Annotated in this window: 15 protein-coding genes and 1 pseudogene; 2 read left to right on the top strand and 14 right to left on the bottom strand. The window is 70.4% G+C overall.

The window, feature by feature from the left end:
• Positions 1-43 precede the first annotated feature (43 nt).
• Genes AFR_RS04365 through AFR_RS04350 form a run of 4 tightly spaced genes read right to left on the bottom strand, consistent with a single transcriptional unit; the run spans position 44 to position 3,158 of the window.
• The gene (locus tag AFR_RS04365; RefSeq protein WP_023358102.1) at positions 44-703 is read right to left on the bottom strand and encodes an MOSC domain-containing protein; all 660 of its coding nucleotides are present in this window, start codon (positions 701-703) and stop codon (positions 44-46) included.
• The gene (locus AFR_RS04360) at positions 700-1,524 is read right to left on the bottom strand and encodes a GNAT family N-acetyltransferase (protein WP_023358101.1); all 825 of its coding nucleotides are present in this window, start codon (positions 1,522-1,524) and stop codon (positions 700-702) included. The genes AFR_RS04365 and AFR_RS04360 overlap by 4 nt, the downstream gene beginning before the upstream one ends.
• A gap of 36 nt (positions 1,525-1,560) precedes the next feature.
• Entirely contained in the window at positions 1,561-2,577 is a 1,017-nt protein-coding gene (locus AFR_RS04355; RefSeq protein WP_041840597.1) for an LLM class flavin-dependent oxidoreductase, read from the bottom strand.
• A complete protein-coding gene (locus AFR_RS04350) occupies positions 2,574-3,158 on the bottom strand; it encodes a TetR family transcriptional regulator (RefSeq protein ID WP_052359322.1) in 585 nt (194 codons plus the stop codon). The genes AFR_RS04355 and AFR_RS04350 overlap by 4 nt, the downstream gene beginning before the upstream one ends.
• A 237-nt stretch (positions 3,159-3,395) precedes the next feature.
• On the opposite strand from AFR_RS04350, the gene AFR_RS43355 reads away from it, so the two are divergent.
• The gene (locus tag AFR_RS43355) at positions 3,396-4,730 is read left to right on the top strand and encodes a M23 family metallopeptidase (RefSeq protein WP_084297905.1); all 1,335 of its coding nucleotides are present in this window, start codon (positions 3,396-3,398) and stop codon (positions 4,728-4,730) included.
• Positions 4,731-4,780: 50 nt separating this feature from the next.
• Here AFR_RS43355 and AFR_RS04340 read toward each other — a convergent pair whose 3' ends face one another.
• Positions 4,781-6,124, bottom strand: a complete 1,344-nt coding sequence (locus AFR_RS04340) for a ricin-type beta-trefoil lectin domain protein (protein WP_158510508.1) — start codon at positions 6,122-6,124, stop codon at positions 4,781-4,783.
• Positions 6,125-6,306: 182 nt separating this feature from the next.
• On the opposite strand from AFR_RS04340, the gene AFR_RS44795 reads away from it, so the two are divergent.
• Positions 6,307-7,020, top strand: coding sequence for a GntR family transcriptional regulator (locus AFR_RS44795; RefSeq protein WP_202963973.1), 714 nt, complete (start codon positions 6,307-6,309; stop codon positions 7,018-7,020).
• 441 nt (positions 7,021-7,461) lie between these two features.
• Here AFR_RS44795 and AFR_RS48770 read toward each other — a convergent pair.
• From AFR_RS48770 to AFR_RS04290, 9 genes and pseudogenes are all read right to left on the bottom strand, one after another.
• Positions 7,462-8,190: pseudogene (locus tag AFR_RS48770) on the bottom strand (MFS transporter); the annotation flags it as partial.
• 152 nt (positions 8,191-8,342) lie between these two features.
• Entirely contained in the window at positions 8,343-9,605 is a 1,263-nt protein-coding gene (locus AFR_RS04325; RefSeq protein ID WP_023358091.1) for an MFS transporter, read from the bottom strand.
• 130 nt (positions 9,606-9,735) lie between these two features.
• Positions 9,736-10,566 (bottom strand): M48 family metalloprotease, encoded by an 831-nt coding sequence (locus AFR_RS04320; RefSeq protein WP_052359644.1) that lies wholly within the window; start codon positions 10,564-10,566, stop codon positions 9,736-9,738.
• Positions 10,567-11,178: 612 nt separating this feature from the next.
• Complete coding sequence (locus AFR_RS04315; protein WP_023358089.1) at positions 11,179-12,645, bottom strand: NADH-quinone oxidoreductase subunit N; 1,467 nt, start codon at positions 12,643-12,645, stop codon at positions 11,179-11,181.
• Positions 12,642-14,189 (bottom strand): complex I subunit 4 family protein, encoded by a 1,548-nt coding sequence (locus AFR_RS04310; RefSeq protein ID WP_023358088.1) that lies wholly within the window; start codon positions 14,187-14,189, stop codon positions 12,642-12,644. Before AFR_RS04310 ends, AFR_RS04315 begins: the two co-directional genes overlap by 4 nt.
• The gene (locus tag AFR_RS04305; protein WP_023358087.1) at positions 14,186-16,087 is read right to left on the bottom strand and encodes an NADH-quinone oxidoreductase subunit 5 family protein; all 1,902 of its coding nucleotides are present in this window, start codon (positions 16,085-16,087) and stop codon (positions 14,186-14,188) included. Before AFR_RS04305 ends, AFR_RS04310 begins: the two co-directional genes overlap by 4 nt.
• Positions 16,084-16,461 carry an NADH-quinone oxidoreductase subunit NuoK gene (nuoK, locus tag AFR_RS04300; RefSeq protein WP_023358086.1) on the bottom strand — a complete coding sequence of 126 codons (378 nt, stop codon included), beginning with the start codon at positions 16,459-16,461 and terminating at the stop codon, positions 16,084-16,086. Before nuoK ends, AFR_RS04305 begins: the two co-directional genes overlap by 4 nt.
• Complete coding sequence (locus AFR_RS04295) at positions 16,461-16,988, bottom strand: NADH-quinone oxidoreductase subunit J family protein (RefSeq protein WP_023358085.1); 528 nt, start codon at positions 16,986-16,988, stop codon at positions 16,461-16,463. Before AFR_RS04295 ends, nuoK begins: the two co-directional genes overlap by 1 nt.
• Positions 16,985-17,569 (bottom strand): NuoI/complex I 23 kDa subunit family protein, encoded by a 585-nt coding sequence (locus AFR_RS04290; RefSeq protein ID WP_023358084.1) that lies wholly within the window; start codon positions 17,567-17,569, stop codon positions 16,985-16,987. The genes AFR_RS04295 and AFR_RS04290 overlap by 4 nt, the downstream gene beginning before the upstream one ends.
• Positions 17,570-17,791 lie beyond the last annotated feature (222 nt).

The raw sequence follows: 17,791 nt of genomic DNA, 5'->3' as shown, positions 1-17,791 counted from the left end.
TTGATATGTCACCGTCACCCACCCAAAAGATGACAAAGCACTACTAGATCCGCAGGCGGCTGCGGAAGTCGTTCTTCAGGGTGTCGGGAAGGTCCAGGTCGAGGTAGGCACGCAGCTCCTCCGGCTCGTGGAGCCAGGAGTGGTAGCTCTCCGCGATCGTCACGCCGTGGGACGGGCGGTCGAGGATCTCGACACGATCGCCGGCCTGGACAAAACCGGGCTGGACCACCCGCAGGTACGCGCCCGGTTTGCGTTCCGCGCCGAAGCGTTTCACCCAGCGGGGCTCGCCCATCTTCCACTGGAACGTCGCGCACGGGATGCGGCCGAACGTGGTGGCCAGGATCAGCTCGTCGCCGATCTTCCAGGTCTCGCCGAGGAACGCGCCGTTGACGTCGAGGCCTTCGGTGGTGAGGTTCTCGCCGAACAGGCCGTTGGTGAGCTTGCGGTCGAGCTCACCTTCCCACCAGTCGTAGTCCTCCCGGGCGTACACGTAAACGGCCTGGTCGTTGCCGCCGTGGTTGTCGATGTCGAAGATCTGGTCGCCGACAAGACCACTGTGGAGGCCGGTGGTTTTCGGGCCCGGGGCGCGGACCTCGACCGGGTGGTCGACCGGCTGCTTGTTGATGCCGGTGGTGCCGACACGCTTGGCGTCAGTTTTCTCCGGCACGGCGAGGTTGACCTGCAGGACGGTGGCGGCAGTCATCGGACGAACTCCACGAGGGTGCGGTCTTCGATCGGCGTGAAGCCGATTCGCTGGTAGAGGGCGTTGCTCGTCGGATTGGCCAGGTCGGTGAAGAGAACCACGTCCGTCGCCCCCGCGTCCAGGGCGGCCCGGCTGACCGCGGTGGTGATCGCGCCGGCGTAGCCGTGGGTGCGGTGCTCGCGCGGCGTGTAGACGGCCTGCACGCGGACCATGCCGGCCTTGTTGCGGGTCAGCCCGGCCATCGAGACCGGCTCACCGTTCACTTCCCAGAGCGACAGGCCACCGTACGAGAGCTTGTCGTCGACGAAGTCCCCGGTGTGCTGCGGCAGCTCGCCGATCTCCCGCTGGAAGGTTGTCATCCAGGCGACGAGCAGGTCGCGGTCCTCGGCTCCGGCGACACGCGCCGCACCCGGTGCCGCCGGCGTCGGCGGCACCAGCGTGCCGAGGCGGAAGAGCCGCTGGCGTCCCTTCTCGGCCGCCGTCGTGCCGGTGCGGCGCTGCCACTCGGCGGCGAAGGCCTCGACGGTCGCGTCCGGGCCGATGACGCTGGGCAGCTGCGTGTCCGCGAGAAGGGCGGCCAGGTCGGTGGCGTCGGCCGGGGACATCACGCTGAGCAGCGCGCTGTGTGGCGGCGTACGCAAAAAAGCGCCGTCGTCGCACCAGCCGAACATCGGAGGCTCGTCGCCGTAGGCGGCGGATCCGCGCTGCCGCACGTTGTCGGTCACCGTCAGGAGCACGGTGTTCTCGACGGGCCGCGAGCGCAGGAACTCGCCGGCCCCGGCCAGGAAATCGTCGACGTTGTCCGTGATGTGCCAAGCCATGCCCTCATCCTGGGCCGGATGCAGGCGCGGCGCACTCTAATTCGGCAGGCCCCAGGCCTTCGCGATGCGGGCGAGCGAGTCCTGCCGGCTGGCCGGGTCGTACGTCGTGCCGGCCAGGATCAGCTCGCTGGCTCCGGTGCGCTCGACCAGCGCGTCGAGGTCGGCGACCACCTCGTCGGCGGTCCCCGCGTACTGGGTGCCGGGAAGTTGATCGAGAACGCTCCGGTCGAGGTCGGAGAGCTCGTAGTTCGCCGCCGTCTCCGGGGAGACGATCGGGCCGAGGCGGCCGGTCCGCAGGCTGAGCGCCATGATCCGGCTCGGGCCGGCGAGGAACTGCGCCTCCTCGTGGGTGTCGGCGGCGATCACGGACGCGCTGACCATGAGGTGCGGCTCGGGGAACCGCGGCGACGGCTTGAATCCGGACCGGTACAGCTGCGCCGCCGTGTCCACATCGGAGCTCATCGCGAAGTGGTACGCGTAACAGAACGGCAGCCCCAGCGCGGCCGCCACCTGGGCGCCGTACGTGGAGGAGCCGAGCATCCAGACCTCGGGGAACGTCTCGGGGACCGGGGTCGCCTGCAGCCGGCTGATGCGTTCGGGGGCGACCCGGTCGTCACCGAGCAGCGCCAGCACCATGCCGAGGTGGTCGGGGAACTGCTCGACGGTCAGGTGCGGCGAGACACCGCGCAGCGCCGCGGCGGTGGCCTGGTCGGTGCCGGGGGCCCGGCCGATGCCCAGGTCGATGCGGCCCGGGTGCAGCGCCTCGAGCAGCGCGAACTGCTCGGCGACGACAAACGGCATGTGGTTGGGCAGCATGACCCCGCCGGAGCCGAGCTTGATCCGGTCGGTCTTCGCGGCCAGGTGCGCGATCAGCACCGGCGGCGACGTCGACGCGACGGCGGGCATGTTGTGGTGCTCGGCGACCCAGAAGCGCGAGTAACCGAGGTCGTCCGCGGTCCGCGCGATCTCGGTCGTGCCGCGCAGGGCGTCGGCGCTGTCGTGGCCCTCGCGGACGGTGGCGAGGTCGAGCACGGACAGGGGTACGCGACTCATGAGCTGATCCGTTCTGCAGGGTGGACGAAGTCGAAGCCGGCGGCGAGGTGCGCGTGCAGTCCGGTGATGCCGGAGGTGGCGTCCCAGTGCGGGCAGGCCGTGTTCAGCACGGTGCGGGCGGCGTTGACGGTGAGGTCGAGGCGGAGTGCATCGAGGCCGGCGCGGGTGGCGGCCCATTCGCGGACCACGTCCCAGAAGCGGTCGGCCACCTCGCGGGAGCAGCCCGACAGCTCGGGCGACGCCAGCCGGACGCGGCGCTGCAACAGCATCCGCTCGGCGGCGGCGGTGGTGTAGCCGATCAGCAGCTCGCGCAGGGAGTCCCAGAGCGGCTCGTCCGGCGGGCGTTCGTCCAGCAGCGCGGCCCAGAGCGCGGCGTCGTCGGGATCGGGGTCGAAGACCACCGACTCCTTGTCCGCGAAGTAGTTGAAGAACGTCCGCCGCGAGATGCCGGCGGCGGCCACGATGTCGTCGATCGAGACGGCGTCGAAACCGCGCTCGGTCATCAGCCGCAGCGCGGTGGAGTGCACAAGACGCCAGGTCTCGCGCTTCTTGCGCTCACGGACGGGACTGGGGGCGATCACACGTCCGACCGTACGCCGGTTGCACTCGGTGCAACTTGCACTCAGTGCATGAACTGCGCCACACCTCTTTCGGGGTACGCCCTCCGCGGGGCCACGCCTGCTGATCGGGTCGAGGGGCGGGAGCCCTTGGATCAAGACGACGGTCGAACGTCCGATTAGTCGGTTGAAGTCTTGAATAGCCGTTTGTGATGGGTTTTTCTGGGTCGGCACCAAGTCCTCCGAGCCTAGGAAAATCCCATGTCATCACCACGTCGTCTGTTGCAGACGATCTCCGTTGCGGTTGCCGCGGTTGTTGTGTCCACCGTGGTCGGTGTCGCCCAGCCGGCCTCGGCGGATGTCTCGTCAGCGGCCGCCCCGGTCACGCTGGCGTCCACCCCGAGCGGGAACGGCTACTGGATCGCCGCCCGGGACGGCGGGGTGTTCGCCTTCGGCGACGCGCCGTTCCACGGGTCGATGGGCGGGAAGCCGCTGAACGCCCCGGTGACCGCCATGGCCGTCACCAAGACCGGCCGCGGGTACTGGCTGGTGGCGACCGACGGCGGGATCTTCTCCTTCGGGGACGCGCAGTTCTACGGCAGCATGGGCGGGAAGCCGCTGAACAAGCCGATCGTCGGCATGGCGGCCACACCGAGCGGCGCCGGCTACTGGCTCGTCGCCTCCGACGGCGGCATCTTCGCCTTCGGCGACGCGCAGTTCTACGGCAGCATGGGCGGAAAGCCGCTCAACAAGCCGATCGTCGGCATGACCGCAACACCCAACGGCGCCGGCTACTGGCTCGTCGCCTCCGACGGCGGCATCTTCGCCTTCGGCAACGCGCAGTTCTACGGCAGCATGGGCGGAAAGGCGCTCAACGCCCCGGTGGTGGGCCTTTCCCGCAGCACGGCCGGTTACCGGATGGTCGCGTCCGACGGCGGGGTGTTCTCCTTCGGCGATGCACCGTTCCACGGGTCGATGGGCGGGCAGTCACTGGCCGCACCGATGGTCGGCATCGCCTCGCACCCGGGCGGCGGTTACTGGATGCTCGGGCTGGACGGCGGCGTGTTCTCGTTCGGCACCGCGCGGTACTTCGGACGGGTCGTCTACAAGACGTCCACGTCGACCGGTGGCTCGGTGCCGCCGTCCCGGGCGTACGCCCTGCTGCTGCCCCGCAACACCGTCACCGCGGCCAAGCTCACCGCCAAGCACCACGACTACCCGGCGGTCGACATCACCGAGCCGGTCGGCACGCCGTTCTACGCCGTCATCTCCGGTTCGGTGACCAACTTCAACGACGCCAAGTGCGGGTACGGGGTCCAGCTCGTCGGCGATGACGGCGGCGTGTACGTGTACTGCCACGCGTCGCAGCGTTCGGCCGCGAACGGGGCGCGAGTGGCCGCCGGCACGCAGCTGGGCCAGAGCGGCGGCGCGAGGGGCGCTGCCGGCGCGGGCAGTTCGACCGGACCGCACCTGCACCTCCAGCTGAAGTACCCGGCCGGTCAGCTGCGCTGCCCCCAGCAGCTGCTGCTGGCGACGTTCAACAACACCACTCCGCCGGCGCTCACCGCCCTGCCCACCTCGGGCTGCACCGCCTGACGGACACAGAGATGGCCCGCGTCGCAGCGACGCGGGCCATTTCCGTGGAGCTAGACCTTGCCCCAGATCTGGTTGGACGTGGCGGCACAGTCCCAGAGCTGCAGCCCGGCGCCGTTGCTGCCGTTCCAGTCCTTGATGTCCACGCACCGGCCCGAGGAGACGTTCTTCAGGGTCCGCTCGGCGGTCAGGGTGAACCGCTGCACCGGGTTGGTGTTGCAGTCGGTCAGCTGGATGCGGGTGCCGTTGGCGAGTGCGCCCCCGGCCGGGTCCATGCACTTGCCCATCGCCCGCAGCGTGCCGTCGCCCTCGAACTTCCAGGTCTGCGCGGCGCTGGTGTTGCAGTCGTACATCTGCAGGAGCGACCCGGAGTTGGGCACGCCGCCCGGGATGTCGATGCAGCGGCCGCTGAAGTTGGACTGCAGCCGCGTCCCGCCGGTGGCCGGCGGTGTTGTCGTCGGCGGTGTTGTCGCCGGGGGCGGGGTCGTGCCGCCGCCGTCACAGTCGTTCGTCGACACGACGTTGTCGGTGTGGGTCGTCCCCGCCGACCGGTACGCCGCGATCGTCGCACTCGCCTGCGCAGGCGTCAGCACCTGCTTCTTCGCGTGGTAGAGGTAGTCGACCGACTGCTGGTAGACCGACGTGCCGCTGCTGTGCCCGGCGAGGTCGATGAACCACTGGTTGAAGTCGATCGACATGTTCTGCCGCGGGTAGACCTTGCCGGAGTGGTCACCGACCTGCACACCGTCGATGAAGTACTTCACGTGACCGGCGGACACGGTGGCCATCACGTCGTGCCAGCCGTTGATGCTGCGGGCCTGCTGGCTGTGCTGGTTGTCCGCGTACCAGGGATCGGCGACGTAGGTGTACCAGGTGGTCTGGTAGTTGATCGGGCCCGCCTCGCCCCAGCCGCCGTTGGGCAGGTACTCCGAGAAGTCCATCTCCGAGTACGTCGGGTCCATCGGGGCCGCCAGCGGCGAGATCGTGTAGAAGGTCTGGTTGACGTGGTCGCCGTCGGGGCCGCTCACCGGCGCGTCCGCGAACTTGATGCGCGCCAGGTAGGTGCCCTCGAAGAAGCGGCGGTTGCTCTGCGAGAACTCCGCGTGCGAGGTGCCGGCCGCGGTGCCGTTGGTACGGGCGGTCAGCTGGGCGACCTTCTGACCGTCCACAGTGGGGAACGCCACGTTGTCGGCCAGCCACGACGCGCCGGGCACGCCGGGTCCGCCCGCGTTGCCGCGGATGCTCCAGCCCCGCTGGCTCAGTGCTGCGTCCGTACGCGATGAGTAGTTGAAGTCGTCGAACAGCACGCCGCAGGCGGCGGCCGCACTGCTGCTGGGCGCGGCGGCGATGCCGACGGCGGCGAGAGCCGCGGCGGTGGCGGCGACGGTGGCGCTCACGGCGATTCTGCGTTTTGTGCCCATGGGGGGAGGGCTCCTCGAACTCGGGGGGAAGGACTTACCAGTGGTAAACCGATAACACTCCTTCCAATTGCCCTCGTCAATAGGTTGAGCCTGAGGTGCTGCTTAAATCAGGGTGTGGCAAAACGAAGGCCTTGCCGGGAAGCTGACCACTGGACAACATGGACGTCGTGGTGATGCGGCGGGCCGAGGTCCGGGAGAAGCTGCGCGAGCTGATCGACTCGTGCGAACCGGGTGACGCGCTGCCGTCGGAGCGTGACCTCAGCGACGACTTCGGCGCGTCACGGCCGACGATCCGCGCGGCGATCGAGGAGTTGGCCCAGGAGGGCCTCCTCGTGCGGCGGCACGGTCGCGGCACCTTCACCAACCACCGCAAGATCTCCCAGGAGGTCCCCGCGGCGGCCGCCCTGCCACCGGCCGAGGGCGAGTGGGACAGCGAGGTGCTGGAGTTCGGGGTCGTGTCGGCCGGCGCCCGGCTCAGCATGCGGTTGCAGGTCTCCCCCGGCGACGACGTGATCCGGGCGCTGCGGCGGCGGGTCGTCGACGCCGCCCCGATCGCCCTGGAGGAGATCCGGCTGCCGCTCAGCATCGCCCCCGGACTGACCGCGGACGACTTCGCCGCCGGATCCCTCTACCGCCACCTGCGCGAACGCCACGGCATCACCCCGGCGACGGCGGTGCAGACAACCGAGCCGACCGTCACCGACGCGATCGAGTCACGGCTGCTGGGGGTGCCGCGCTACTCCCCCGCCCTGCTCTTCGAACGCACGACGAGCGACACCCACGGTCGGGTCATCGAGTTCGCCCGATCCGTCTACCGCGGCGACCGGTACCGCATCACGAACCACCTGACGTTCGGGCCGGAGTCCGGCTGACCTCGCGGACTGCGGCCGGAGCGACGGCAACATCCGGGCCACGTCCGCGGCACTGCGCTGCCGGGCGGTCAGCAGCCGGTCGGCGCGCGCCAGAGCGCCGGCCGGCCGGGCCCCGACCAGCGCCGCCGCCATCGCGAGCCCACCGGCCAGGGCGAACGCCCAGCGCACCCCGCCCGGCCGGTCCACGATCACCCCGGCCAGCGCACTGCCGGCCGCACTGCTGACGATCGCCGTGGCCAGGACCCGGGTGTACGCCTCGTTCAGCGCGGCGCCCGGGGCGATCCGGCCGACCAGGTTGTTCTCCACGGTCAGCGCGGGTGCCATGGTGACGCCGCCGAGGACCAGGACGAGGCTCAGCGACCACGGACCGGACGCCCCGATCAGCAGGAGAAAACCGAACCCGACTGCCGCCAGCAGTACGGCGTACTGGCCGCACGGGTCCCGCCGCGGCCGGCGCGTGCCGAACCAGAGGCCGCCGATCGTGCTGCCCACACCCCAGACCCCGAGCAGCAGCCCGCCCAGCCCCGCACCACCACCGTGGCCGGCCGCGAAGGCGGGCACGCCCACGGTGACCGCCCCGAACGCACCACCGAGCAGCGCCACGCAGACCAGCAGCGTGCCGAAGCCGGGGACACGCCGCATCGAGTGGCGGCCGGGCGGGTGGCGTTCCTGCATCGCGGGCACGCGGGAAACCAGCAGACCGCCGGCGAAGGTGACCGCGGCGGCGACAAAGAGCACCGGCCCGTACCCGTCGGTGAACGTCGCCAGCGCGGCGACCAGCAGCGGGCCGATCACGTAAACGAGCTCGAACAACGAGGTCTCCGCAGCCAGCGCCGCCTGCCGGCGGGCGTGCGGTTCGCGGCCGGTCAGCCCGGTCCACACCCGGCGGATCGCACCGGTCAACGGCGGATAGGTGGCCCCCGCCAGCGCCGAGACGACCAGCACGAGCGGCAGGCCGGCCGTGGCGACCAGGGCCAGCAGCATCAGGATGGCGGCGTGGGCCGCAGCGGTGGCGCGCAGCACCTGGGCAGCACCGACACGGTCGGCCACCCGCGCCGCGACCGGGTTGGCGATCGCACCCGCGACGGCGTAACAGCCGACGGCGAGACCACCGGCGGCGTACCGGCCGGTGGCCTCCTCGACGAGCAACAACAGGGCGAGCGGCGTCATCCCGATGCCCAGCCGGGCGACCACCCCGGCGAGGAGCAACGTCGGGGCGTACGGGATTCGCCAGACCGTCAGGTACCGCACTGCTGCCAACACGACAGGAACGTAACGGACCTAAGCGGTCAGCAACGCATTCATCAGGCTAAAGAGGGACGTCAGGCGGCGGCCATCGCGGCACGCAGCCGCTCGGCCGCCCGCTCGTCGGCCCGGGCCATCGGACCCGTCGGCACCGCCGCGACCAGCGACGCCACCATCAGCACCACGGCCGCGAAGACAAACGCCCACGGCAACCCACCGGGCTGGTCGACGATCGCACCGGCCACCGCACCACCGGCCGCGCTGCCGGCAACCGACACGGTCACCACCCACGTGTACGCCTCGTTCAGCATCCCCGCGGGTGCGATCCGGCCTACCAGGTTGTTCTCGATCGTCAGCGCCGGAGCGATCGCGGCGCCCCCGACGGCCAGGGCAACCCCCAGCGCCAGCGGACCCGGCATGAACGCGAGCACCAGGAAACTGGCCGACACCGCGCCGAGCCCCCACGCGAACTGCCGGGGCAGCGCCATCGCAGGCCGCCTCGTGCCGAACCAGATGCCGCCGATCGCACTACCGACACCCCAGACCCCGAGCAGGACGCCACCGAGTCCGTCACCGCCGCCGTGCTGACCCGCGTACGCAGGGACGATCACCCCGGCCGCGCCGAACGCGATACCGAGAGCGGCGACACAGACGAGCAGAGCGGGGAACCCGCCGACCTTGAGCGGACCGAGCCCACGGGTGGCGTCGGCGTCCTCGTGCCGCACCCAGTTCCGCATGATCGGCAGCCGCGCGATCCACAGCGTCCCGGCAAAGGTCGCCACCGCCGCAAAGCCCAGCGCGGACGCCGGGTCACGGGTGATCACGATCAGCGCCGCGACCAGCATCGGGCCGAGCACAAAAACCAGCTCGAAGAGCGACGTCTCTGCGGCCATCGCCGCCTGCCGCAGCCCGTGCCGCCCGGACCCGACCGCGGTCGCATCGGTCCAGGCCCGCCGGATCGCGGCGGTCAGCGGCGGATAGGTGGCGCCGGCCAGCGCCGACACGATGAAGATGCCGGTCAGGGCCGCCTCACCACCCCGGCTGACCAGAAGCAGCCCGCCCAGGGCCAGCGGATGCAGGATCGAGGTCGCCAGCAGCACCGGCGACGGCCCGATCCGGTCAGCGACCCGACCTGCCACGGGACTGATCGCGGCACCGGCCAGGGCGTACATGCCGCCGGCCAGACCCGCGGCGGCGTAACTGCCGGTGGCCCGCTGCACGAGCAGCAACAAGGCGAGCGGGGTCATGCCGATGCCGAGGCGGGCCAGAATGCCGACTATCAGGAGGACCCGACCACCCGGCATCTGCCACACGCCAAGGTACTGACGCAACGCGGTCATCAGGCCCTACCTCCTAGCTGTATGAGACGAGCTCGTCTGCTGTAACGAGCGAAGCGCCCACCGAACCTAACGTCCGGTGGGCGCGTAACACATCCGAAATATGGGCTCTGTCGTCGACATCACCCCTGGCTCAGCGCTGGAACTGCACCGGCCCGTTGCCCGTGATCGCCGCCAGCTGCTGCAGCCGCTTGATCCGCTCCTCCATCGGCGGGTGCGTCGAGAAGAGCGACGCGATGCCCCCACCCCGCAACGGATTGGCGATCATCAGGTGCGCGGAGGTCGCCAGCTGACCATCGGCCGGCAAAGGCAACCGCTGCGCGCCGTACTGAATCTTCTGCAACGCACTGGCCAGCGCCAACGGATCCCGGGTCAGCGTCGCCCCGGACGCATCGGCCTGGTACTCACGGTTCCGGCTGATCGCCAGCTGAATCACCGACGCGGCCAGCGGACCGAGAATCAGCATGAGCAGCAGCGAAGCCGGGTTCGGCCCGTCGTCGTCATCCGAACCACCGAGCGGCAGGAAAATCGCCAGCTGCGCGAACATCGTGATGATCCCCGCCAGCGCGGCGGCAACACTGGAAATCAGAATATCGCGGTTGTAGACGTGCGAAAGCTCGTGACCGATGACACCCCTCAGCTCGCGGCGATCCAGCAACTGCGTGATCCCCACGGTGACCGCAACAGCGGCATTCTTCGGGTTACGCCCGGTCGCGAACGCATTCGGCTGCATGGCCGGACTGATATACAGACGAGGCATCGGCTGCCCCGCGTCCGTCGCCAACTCCCGCACAATCTGATAGAGCGCCGGGAACTCGGCCTCACTGACCGGCCGCGCCCGCATCGACCGCAGAGCAAGCTTGTCGGAGAAGAAATAACTGCCGGCATTGAGCGCCAGCGAGAGAACGACGGCAAACACCAGGCCGCCGCTTCCACCGATCCAGTACCCGACGGCAAGAATCATGGCGGTGAGCAAACCCAGCAGAGCGGCCGTCTTCAGACCGTTGTGATGGCTGTGCACGATGAACTCCCTCTCGAAGCGGACCGACAGGCCCACGTCTGATGGAACATCGCGACGGTAGGAATTCATCCATCGGTAGCTGTGACTTCGCTGTATGTGATCAAGGGCTGGACGTCCGGAAGCACGAACCCCCGCACGGTGGCTACGGAAACGGACCACAACGAGCGCCCCACAGTGCCAGCCCTTGACCTGACCCCAGCCAATCCGAAAGCCAGCAAGGGACACCAACCGCAGCCATGCACCAACACCACCCCACCGCCGGTGCCCGCAGTAAACGTCGACCACCTACAACCGCCAGCGGCGAAACCCCCTGGCCCACCGACTCGGCCAGCCGCCAAGGCCACCACCCCTGACCCCAGCCAAGATCACGCACCAGGGGGTGCGGTCACGCCGGCGGCAGCCGCCATCAGGGTGAGGGCGCAGGGGCAGCCAATCCCCAACCCGATCAAGATCACGCACCAAGGGGCAGGCGGCGGTGACGCCGGGTCGGACGTCAGGGGTGAGGGCAAGCGCGCGAGTGCAGGCTCGGGGTGACTGTTTCCCGGGAGGGTCAGGTCAGGGCAGGAGGCTGTCGAAGACCCACTGCGGAGCAAATCCAACAACAACAGCAACCGTCGCCGTCCCCGCAATGGCCGCCGCGACCGCCCGCGGAACCGCCACCCGAGGATGTGTAGCCGCCTGCAGAAGATTCGGGTCGGCAACGGACGTGATCAGTGGAATACCCACCGGCTGGATCGGGGCGTAAAGGCTCGCAGTCACCCGGATGTAATAGGCGAGAGCGATAACGGCGTTCAGAGCCACAACCCCGGCCAGCCACCCCCACCCAGAGTTGATCAGGGAGGCGATGACCGTCACCTTGGCGAAGAGGCCGGCCAGACCCGGGGGCAGACCAGCCAGCCCAGCGAACGACAGCACCAGCGCAGCGCCCAGCCAAGGATTTCGTCGCGCAGCACCCCGATAATCCGCCAGCTCACCGCCGTCGCCGTCCGGGCCGCGCAGAGCGACCACCACCCCGAAGGCGACGAACTCCAGCAGGACGAAGAAGACCGCGTAGGCGACAGCCGCCTGAACCCCGGCCCGGCCCACGGCGAGCGGCGCGAGGATGTAGCCGGCCTGAGCAACGGAAGACCAGGCCAGCAGCCGAACCATCCGGGTCTGCCGAAGCGCCACCAGGTTGCCGACCGTCATCGTCAGCACAGCCAGAACGGCCACCAGCGGACCAGTGTCGAGCCGCTGCACCACCGCGGCCAGCGCGATCACACCGCCGAGCTTCGAGGCCGTGGACAGGTAGGCAGCGACCGGTACGGGAGCGCCGTCGTAAGTCGCCGGTGCCCAAGCGTGGAGCGGCACGGCAGCGACCTTGAAGGCGAAGCCGATCACCAGCAGCGTCGCCCCGACCGAGCCGAGAGCTTCGACCGGACCACTGCCGCCGGTCAGCACAGCCAGGTGCAGCGCCCCCGTGGACGCGTAGAGAAGAGCAGCCCCGAGCAGCGCGAGGGCGGTCGAGACGACACTGACCAGGAAGAACGTGACCGCGGCGGAAGCCCCGGTGGTGGTCACACGCTCGCCCGGCGCGAAGCGGCGCAAGCCGACCAGCACGTACAGCGGGAGCGTCAGTGTCTCCAGCCCGACGATCAGCGTGATCAGGTCACCGGAGTAGGCGACGACCACACCTCCGGCCATCGAGCACACCAGCAGGAAGCAGAACTCTCCCGGCGGCGCGATCCCCTTCCGCAGGGCAGGTGCCGAGAGCGCCAGCACCCCGATGGTGAGCGCCGCGAACAGGACCGCTGCGACAGCGGCCTGGGGCGTGGCGATCCAGGAGCATTGCGGGCCGCTGCAGAACGTCGGCGCCGGGTCCAGGGCCAGGGCGACCGCCGCCGCGATCGTGGCGAAGCCGCCGGACACTGCCGTCGGGAGCACCCATTTACCGAAGGCGAGCTCCATCACCAGGACGAGCAGCGCCGTACCGCCGGCCGCGTAGAGCGGCAGCAGGGCGAAGTGGTTCACGGCCTGGGTCATGGGAGGGCTCCGGTCAGGGCGGCCACCGGGTCGGACGTGGCCGCGAGGACCAGGGCCGGTACCAGGCCGACCGCGAGGGCCAGCAGGATCAGCGGGGACCAGGCCAGCCATTCGGGGCGGGAGATCGGTGCGAAGCCGGCAACCGCGGGGGTCGCCGGTCCGTGGGTGACGCGGCGCAGCAGGCGGAGGAAGTAGGCGGCCGTCAGCGCGCCGCCGATCGCCGCCAGCGCCGCCAGGGTGATCCACAGGGGGCCCCCGCGTTCGGTGGCCGCGACCACCGCGAAGGCCTCACCCCAGAAGCCGGCCAGGCCGGGGAGGCCGAGGGAGGCGATCGCCGCGAAGCCGAGCAGGCCCGCCAGGCGCGGTGCGGTCTCGCGGAGGCCGCCGAGGTCGGCCAGCGAGCCGGTGTGGCCGCGGTCCTTGATCGCGCCGGCCAGGAAGAACAGCAGGCCGGTGATGATGCCGTGGGCGACGTTGCCGATCAGCGCGGCCTGGAGGCCGGTCACCGTCAGCGTGGCGATGCCGAGCAGGACAAAGCCCATGTGACCGACACTCGAGTACGCGATCAGACGCTTCAAGTCGGTCTGACGGAGGCACACCAGCGAGCCGATGATGATCGCTGCGGCGGCGAGGATGCCGAGGACGGGTGCGGCCCAGGCCGCGCCGAGCGGGGCCACGCCGACGCCGACGCGGATCAGGCCGTACGTGCCCATCTTGAGCAGGACGCCGGCGAGGATCACGCTGCCGACCGTGGGCGCCTCGGTGTGGGCGGCCGGGAGCCATGTGTGCAGCGGCCAGAGCGGCGCCTTCACCGCGAACGCGACTGCGAACAGTGCGAACGCGGTGTACTGCACGGTGCGGGAGAGGCCGGCGCCGCCGGTCAGCGTCATCAGGTCGCCGGTGCCGGCCGCGACGACCACGGTGAAGACGCCCAGCAGGAGCAGCACCGAGCCGAACAGCGTGTAGAGGACAAACTTGCGGGCCGCCCGGCGCCGGTCGGGGCCGCCCCAGCCCACGATGACCGCGTACATCGGGAGGAGGACAACCTCGAAGAAGACGAAGAACAGGACCAGGTCCAGGGCGAGGAACGTACCGAGGATGCCGACCTCGAGCACGAGCAGCAGCGCCGCGAGCGTCCGGCCGCGGCCGCCCTCCGGCACCTTCCACACCGTGTACGCACAGCACAGCGCCGTCAGCAGCCCGGTCAGCACCACCAGCGGGTACGAGATCGCGTCGACACCGAGGTGGAAGTCGACGCCGAGGGCGGGCACCCACGACACGTTGACGTCGGTCCACGGGAGCAGCCGAGGCTGTTCGACACCGAAGGCGGCCCAGCCGGAGCCCCGGACGGACGGCAGGGCCAGCAGCGCGGTCAGCACGAAGGTGACCGCCGCGAAGACGGTCGCGAGGATCCGGGCGCCGCGGTCGATGCGGGCCGGGAGCAGGGCGACGGCCACCGCACCGAGCGCCGGCACCGCGAGCACCGCGATGAGCAGCACCTGCGCGAACGTGCCGCCCGTGGTCACGTAGTCCCGGTAGATCATGAGCCGGCTCCGTAGATCGCCGCGACCACGCCCAGCACGAGAGCACCGGCGAGGACCGCGACGGCGGCCCGGGGCAGCGCCGCGCGGTGGGCGGTGGACAGGACCGTGCCGAAGCGGGTCGCCGAGGTGCCGGTGCCTTCGACGGCGGCGTCCACGACACGTTCGTCGACGATGCGCAGGGCGGTGGCGAACGCGCGTACCGGGCGTACCAGGAAGCGGTCCTGGAGGTCGTCGATCCGGAAGCCGGCGGCGAAGAACGGCCGCAACCGGCCCAGGGCCAGCGCCGGGTCGGCGCCCGGAGCGGTGTGCCACAGCCACCACGAGCTGCCCGCGCCCAGGGCGAGCAGCAGCATCGGGAGCACGACGCTCACCGAGAGATGCGGCGCTTCGAGCTCGAGCGCCGAGCGGAACGCGGGCACGAAGGCGATCAGGCCGAGCAGCGCGGCCGGCACCGTGAGCAGCAGGACCGGCCAGCGGATCAGGGCCGGTGGGTCGTGCGGGGCGCCGTCGCCGCGCTCGTACCGGGCGTCGTCGAAGCCGACGTGCCACTGCTCGGTGCGGGAGCGGGGGTGGCCGAAGAAGGTGCGCAGCAGCAGGCGGGTCGCGTACCAGGCGGTGATCGCGACGCCGAGCAGACCGGCGAGCCAGACCACCCAGCCGACCCAGGCCGGCGCCGGGCCGTGGCCCTCGGTGGCGTGGGCGGCGGCGACCAGGACGTTCTCCTTGGACCAGAAACCCGCGAGCGGGGGCAGCCCGGCGAGGGCGCCGAGTCCGATGACGAACGACCAGAACGTCACCGGCATGTGGGTGCGCAGGCCGCCCATCCGCGACATCAGGTTGGTGCCGACCGCGTGGATGACACCGCCGGCCGCGAGGAAGAGCAGCGCCTTGAAGGCCGCGTGGGTGAGCAGGTGGAACAGCGCCGCGGCGGGGGCACCGACCGCGAGCGCGCCGGTCATGTAGCCGATCTGCGACACCGTCGACCAGGCCAGGACCCGCTTGAGGTCGTCCTGGGCGGTGGCCGAGAAGGCCCCCAGCAGCAGGGTGATCGCCGCCATGACACCGAGGACCGCGAGCGCGCCGGGTGAGCGGGCGAAGAGCGGGAAGAGCCGGAAGACGACGTACACACCGGCGGCGACCATGGTCGCGGCGTGGATCAGCGCGGAGATCGGCGTCGGGCCGGCCATGGCGTCGGGCAGCCACGTGTGCAGCGGGAACTGCGCGCTCTTCCCGGCGACCCCGGCCAAAATCAGCAGCAGCGCGATCGTCAGGTGCTCGGGCGGGGCCGCCAGCACGTCGGCGATCCGGAAGCTGCCGGCCGAGACGCCGAGCAGCGCGATGCCGAGCAGAAAACCGACGTCGCCGACCCGTGTGACCAGGAACGCCTTCACGGCCGCGCGGGGCGCCTCGGGCAGCCGCCGGTCGTGCCCGATGAGCAGGTAGGAGCAGGCGCCCATGATCTCCCAGCCGACCAGCAGCAGGATCAGGTCGTTCGCGGCCACCACCATGAGCATCGCGCCGGTGAAGATGCTGATCTGCGCGGCGTAGGGGGCGTACCGGGGGTCGTCGTGCAGGTATCCGACCGAGTAGATCTGGACGAGCAGCGCGACGACGGTGACGGCCAGCGCGACATAGAGCGCGGCGGGGCCTAGCGAGACGCCGAAGGTGACCGGCAGGTCCCCGAACCGCACCACCTCGGCGCCGAACTCCACCGGGTCCGAGCCCGCCACCAGCAGAAACACCACTTCGGCGAGGGCGATGGCGGCGCCCGCGATGCCCAGGCCGGCGGCCAGGCGCCGTCGTGGCCGGCCGCCGTCGCCGGCCGGCAGCAGCAGACCGGCCAGACCGAGCAGCACCGGTACGCCGAACAGCGCCGTCCCGAAGACCTCAGCGATCACCGGGTGACCTGCCCGTCGGACTCGTGGTGGAGCTCGACCTCGTCGAGGTGCACCGCCTGACGCATCCGGTAGTACTGCAGCACGATCGCAAGACCGACACCCACCTCGGCGGCGGCCAGCACGATGATGAACAGGGCGAACACGCCGCCGGAGTACCCCGGGGGTTCGCCGTTCGGGTAGGCCCAGGCCTCGATCTGGACGCCGACGAGCGCGGCGCGGACCGAGGCGTCGGCCGTGATGAAGATCAGGTTGATGGCGTTCAGCATCAGCTCGACCGCCATCAGCACCAGGATCGCGTTGCGCCGGCGCAGGACGCCGTAGACGCCGAGCCCGAAGAGCAGGGCAGCCGTCACGTAGGGGATGACCGCGTGCATCAGGCGTTGTCCCCCTCGCGGAGATCCTGGCGCGCGCCGAGGTCGGGCCTAGACAGGACGATCGCGCCGACCAGAGCGGACAGCAGCAGGATCGAGAGCACCTCGAACGGCAGCACCCACTGCCCGAAGATCTCGGTGCCCATCCGCTCGGCGGTGCCCGGCGGGGGCAGGTCGTAGAGCGTCCAGCGGAACGCGTCGGCCAGCAGCGCCGCCAGGCCGAGGCCGACACCGCCGCCGACGATCAGCGCGGGCCAGGCCGGCCGGTCGAGATCCTTGGACGCGCCGATCGGGGCGCGGGTCAGCATGACGGCGAAGAGCAGCAGGACGACGACCGCTCCGACGTACACGAGGATCTGCACCCAGGCGACCAGCTCCGCGCCGAGGACGAGGTAGAGGCCGGCCGTCGCGCCCAGGCTGATCACCAGGTAGAGGCCGGCGCGGACCAGGTGGCTGGTGGTGACGACGGCAGCACCCGAACCGACCGCGACAGCTCCGAGCGCCAGCAACAACACGTCGGCGACGGTCACGGTGCCTGCTCCCGGCGTACGGGCGGGCGGGCGGTCTGCGCCGGGGTGGCCGTGCCCGGGCCGGCGGCCTTGCGGGCGGCGGTGGACTCCTCCTTCGAGGGCTCACCGAGCACGTCGTGGGCGGGCGGCGGCGGCACGGTCTGCATCCAGTCGCCGAGGCGGTTCTTGTCGTGGAGCAGGTCGAGGACGTCGGTCTCGGCGTACTCGAACTCGGGGGTCCAGTGCAGCGCGTCGAACGGGCAGACCTCGATGCAGATGCCGCAGTACATGCACAGGGAGAAGTCGATGTCGAACTTGTCGAGCACGTTGCGCTGCCGGGCGCGGGCCGCGCCGGGGACGACGACCTCTTCCTTGTGCGAGTCGATGTAGATGCACCAGTCCGGGCACTCGCGGGCGCACAGCATGCAGACCGTGCAGTTCTCCTCGAGCAGGGCGATGACGCCCCGGGAGCGCGGCGGCAGATCGGGCTCGACGTCGGGGTACTGCTGCGTGATCGTGGGCTTGACCAGCGTCTTGAGCGTGACGGCGAGGCCGTTGATCAGGCCCTTACCCGGCGTCGGCCGCTCTCCGTGGTCGCTCATGAACGCATATCCTGCCCGGTCCCGCGGACGGAGGCGAGCACACCCCCGTTCTTGTCCCGCATCGTGTCCGGGTCGAGGGGTCCTGACCTGGTAGTTCCCGTCTGCACCAATGATCATTGTTCAGGGCTATAACATTTAAAGTCCTTTATATTGACGAACAGCGGTTTGATGCCGTCGTGTCCGGTTACCAGTGCGGTCGACAGTTCCTCACCCACCACATTG

The organism is Amorphoplanes friuliensis DSM 7358, assembly GCF_000494755.1.
Taxonomy (GTDB): domain Bacteria; phylum Actinomycetota; class Actinomycetes; order Mycobacteriales; family Micromonosporaceae; genus Actinoplanes; species Actinoplanes friuliensis.
The sequence above is the reverse complement of the archived record's forward strand: the minus strand, read 5'-3'. Positions and strand labels throughout refer to the sequence as shown.

What these genes read in the sequence shown, in the direction of transcription:
- AFR_RS04315 (WP_023358089.1), bottom strand. Translation starts at nt 12,645, where the DNA reads ATGACCCAGGCCGTGAACCACTTCGCCCTGCTGCCGCTCTACGCGGCC.
- AFR_RS04355 (WP_041840597.1), bottom strand. Translation starts at nt 2,577, where the DNA reads ATGAGTCGCGTACCCCTGTCCGTGCTCGACCTCGCCACCGTCCGCGAG.
- AFR_RS04320 (WP_052359644.1), bottom strand. Translation starts at nt 10,566, where the DNA reads ATGATTCTTGCCGTCGGGTACTGGATCGGTGGAAGCGGCGGCCTGGTG.
- AFR_RS04360 (WP_023358101.1), bottom strand. Translation starts at nt 1,524, where the DNA reads ATGGCTTGGCACATCACGGACAACGTCGACGATTTCCTGGCCGGGGCC.
- AFR_RS44795 (WP_202963973.1), top strand. Translation starts at nt 6,307, where the DNA reads ATGGACGTCGTGGTGATGCGGCGGGCCGAGGTCCGGGAGAAGCTGCGC.
- AFR_RS04290 (WP_023358084.1), bottom strand. Translation starts at nt 17,569, where the DNA reads ATGAGCGACCACGGAGAGCGGCCGACGCCGGGTAAGGGCCTGATCAAC.
- AFR_RS04365 (WP_023358102.1), bottom strand. Translation starts at nt 703, where the DNA reads ATGACTGCCGCCACCGTCCTGCAGGTCAACCTCGCCGTGCCGGAGAAA.
- AFR_RS04325 (WP_023358091.1), bottom strand. Translation starts at nt 9,605, where the DNA reads ATGACCGCGTTGCGTCAGTACCTTGGCGTGTGGCAGATGCCGGGTGGT.
- AFR_RS04310 (WP_023358088.1), bottom strand. Translation starts at nt 14,189, where the DNA reads ATGATCTACCGGGACTACGTGACCACGGGCGGCACGTTCGCGCAGGTG.
- AFR_RS43355 (WP_084297905.1), top strand. Translation starts at nt 3,396, where the DNA reads ATGTCATCACCACGTCGTCTGTTGCAGACGATCTCCGTTGCGGTTGCC.
- nuoK (WP_023358086.1), bottom strand. Translation starts at nt 16,461, where the DNA reads ATGCACGCGGTCATCCCCTACGTGACGGCTGCCCTGCTCTTCGGGCTC.